Source organism: Coprococcus sp. ART55/1, from assembly GCF_000210595.1.
Taxonomy (GTDB): domain Bacteria; phylum Bacillota; class Clostridia; order Lachnospirales; family Lachnospiraceae; genus Coprococcus; species Coprococcus aceti.
The window spans coordinates 2,036,171-2,039,252 of record NC_021018.1; the positions used below are offsets into that span (position 1 = coordinate 2,036,171).

Consider the following 3,082-nt stretch of genomic DNA (forward strand, 5'->3'; position numbering starts at 1 on the left):
TTTTTATGCTATTGGCTTTTTAGCAGCTCCCGCTTTTCTCGGGTACTTGTTGTCTGTATTTGCAATCTTCTTTACAAACACAAAGCTTCTCTGGTTATTGGTCTCCGGTATATTCGTATTAAATATGTTCTCGACCTGTCCCCCAAGAATCCTGATTGCTTTCTTTCCATCCCGCATCTCTTCCGGCAAAGCATTTGACTTATAAGATACAAAATATCCACCCGGCTTGACAAATGGAATACACCATTCCGACAGAGTTGCAAGATTGGCAACTGCCCTGGATACAGCCAGATCATATTTTTCTCTATGCATCTCATCTCTGCCTCCATCCTCTGCTCTTGAATGAACAGTGTGGATATCCTGCAGTCCAAGTTCATCTATAACTTCATCGAGGAACTTTAATCTCTTATTCAACGAATCCATAAGTGTTATATTCAGCTCTGGAAAAGCAATCTTCAGAGGAATTCCCGGAAATCCTGCACCTGTACCAACATCTATAACGTCAATATTCTCATGAAGATCTTTATACTTTGAAAGAAGCAGACTGTCAGCAAAATGCTTTATTATTACATCTTCCTTCTCAGTTATGGCTGTAAGATTCATTACCTTATTCCACTCAACCAGAATATCATAATATTTTGAAAATTGTTCTATCTGCTTATCACTCAATTCCAGACCAAACTGTTTTGTTATGGAATTTAATCTGTCCATATTGTTCTCCTTCAACAAATTATTCTGAATAACTTCTATACCAGTTTAGTCTCTACCCTTCATCTTGAGATACACCAGCAATACTGATATATCAGCCGGAGAAACCCTGATATTCTTGACGCCTGTCCAATATTTTCAGGTCTGATGAGAGACAGCTTCTGTCTGGCCTCGATTCTGAGATTTGATATATCATTATAGTCAATATCTGCCGGCAGCTTTTTCTTCTCCAGCTTCTTAAACTGATTTACCTGCTGATTCTGTCTGTCTATATATCCCTGATATTTTATGGTTATATTTATCTGTTCTATAACATCATCCGGAAGTTTGGTTATTCCCTCATCTATTGGATCAATCGCCTCATATGACAGTTCCGGTCTTCTTATAAGTTCTGCAAGAGATGCAGCAGTCTTAAGTCCTGTACTTCCAAGATTCTCAAGAAACTTCTGTATGGTTGAATTTGCTCCAACCATGGTGCTCTCAAGTCTCTGTATCTCATCCATTATCTGTTGTCTCTTCTTTGTAAATGCAGCATATCTCTTGTCATCTATAAGACCGATCTCATGTCCAATCTCCGTGAGCCTCAGATCAGCGTTATCCTGTCTGAGAAGAAGTCTGTACTCAGCTCTGGATGTCATCATTCTGTATGGCTCCGATGTCTCTTTTGTGACAAGATCATCTATAAGAACTCCTATATATGCCTGTGATCTGTCAAGAACCACCGCTTCCTTGCCCTGTACTTTTCTGGCAGCATTGATTCCTGCCATTATACCCTGGGCTGCAGCCTCCTCATATCCTGAACTTCCATTTATCTGGCCGGCACCAAAAAGTCCTGATACACTCTTAAACTCCAGAGAAGGTTTTAAGTTAATGGCATTTATACAATCATACTCGATGGCATAAGCATTCCTTATTATCTTTGCATTCTCCAGTCCCTTCATGCTGTGTATCATCTCATACTGAACATCCTCAGGAAGAGAGCTGCTCATTCCACCCATATACATCTCATTCGTATATTCACCCTCAGGCTCAATAAATATCTGATGTCTGGTCTTATCAGGGAATTTCGTAACCTTATCCTCAATGGAAGGGCAGTATCTTGGTCCTGTACCCTCGATCACGCCTGAAAACAGAGGTGATCTGTCTATATTATCTCTGATTATCTCATGTGTCTTCTCATTTGTGTAACAGAGCCAGCATGATATTTGATCACGTCTTATATCCGCCTCAGTATTTGTAAATGAGAATGGAACTATCTTCTCATCGCCCTTCTGTTCCTCCATCTGAGAAAAATCTATCGTTCTTTTATCCAGTCTGGCAGGGGTTCCCGTCTTGAATCTTCTTATCTCTATCCCTGCATTCTTCATGGAATCTGACAAATAATTAGCTGCCATAAGTCCATTAGGTCCGGTGTGATATACGACATCTCCGTATATACATCTCGCCTTGAGGTATGTTCCTGTACACAGAACCACAGCCTTTGCAAAATAAGTTGCTCCCGAATATGTCTTTACACCCTTAACCACATTATCCTCGATAATAATTTCCGACACCTCTGCCTGTCTCAATGTGAGATTATCCGTATTCTCAAGGGTGTGCTTCATGGTTCTGGAATAATTTGCCTTGTCTGCCTGGGCACGAAGAGAGTGAACCGCCGGACCCTTAGACGCATTAAGCATCTTTGACTGAATATACGTCTTGTCTATATTCTTACCCATCTCTCCGCCAAGTGCATCTATTTCCCTTACCAGATGTCCCTTAGAGCTTCCTCCTACATTCGGATTACATGGCATCATGGCCACACTGTCCATACTCACCGTAAAAATAATAGTATTCAGACCAAGTCTTGCACTTGCAAGAGCTGCCTCACATCCTGCATGTCCTGCCCCCACAACTACCACATCATATTCTTCATTCAAAACAGGCATACAAATGTCCTCCTTCCAGTACCTTATATCCTGCAATCTATTTTCCCATACAGAATTCCTTAAATATCTTATCAGCCAGATCATCTCTGGCAGTTTCACCTATTATCAAACCGAGATGTTCATACGCATCCATGAGATCAATGGAGAAAAAGTCTTCCTCCATTCCCATATCTATGCTTTCTTTAACCTTTAACAGTGCATTTTTGGTGCACACAAGTTCATTTTTGTGTCGGGTATTAGTGATATAAAGCTGATCATTATATGTCAGTGTACCCTCAAAAAACATCCTGTTCAGAAGCCCATACAATTCTTCACTGCCATCACCGGTCAGTGCTGACAACTGAATTATATCTGCATCTATATATTTCTTAATATCCGATTCGTCTATCTTCTTTTCCAGATCAGATTTGTTGAGTATCACAACAACATTCTTATCCTGTATTCTG

The 3,082-nt window shown here is 40.4% G+C and carries 1 protein-coding gene and 2 pseudogenes; all 3 read right to left on the minus strand.

What is annotated here, in order from left to right:
- Positions 1–3 precede the first annotated feature (3 nt).
- A complete protein-coding gene (rsmG, locus tag CCU_RS09205; protein WP_015534426.1) occupies positions 4–711 on the minus strand; it encodes a 16S rRNA (guanine(527)-N(7))-methyltransferase RsmG in 708 nt (235 codons plus the stop codon).
- Between the two features lie 45 nt (positions 712–756).
- Positions 757–2,636 (minus strand): annotated as a pseudogene (gene mnmG / locus CCU_RS09210) (tRNA uridine-5-carboxymethylaminomethyl(34) synthesis enzyme MnmG).
- A gap of 37 nt (positions 2,637–2,673) precedes the next feature.
- Positions 2,674–3,082 (minus strand): annotated as a pseudogene (locus CCU_RS09215) (tRNA uridine-5-carboxymethylaminomethyl(34) synthesis GTPase MnmE); the annotation flags it as partial.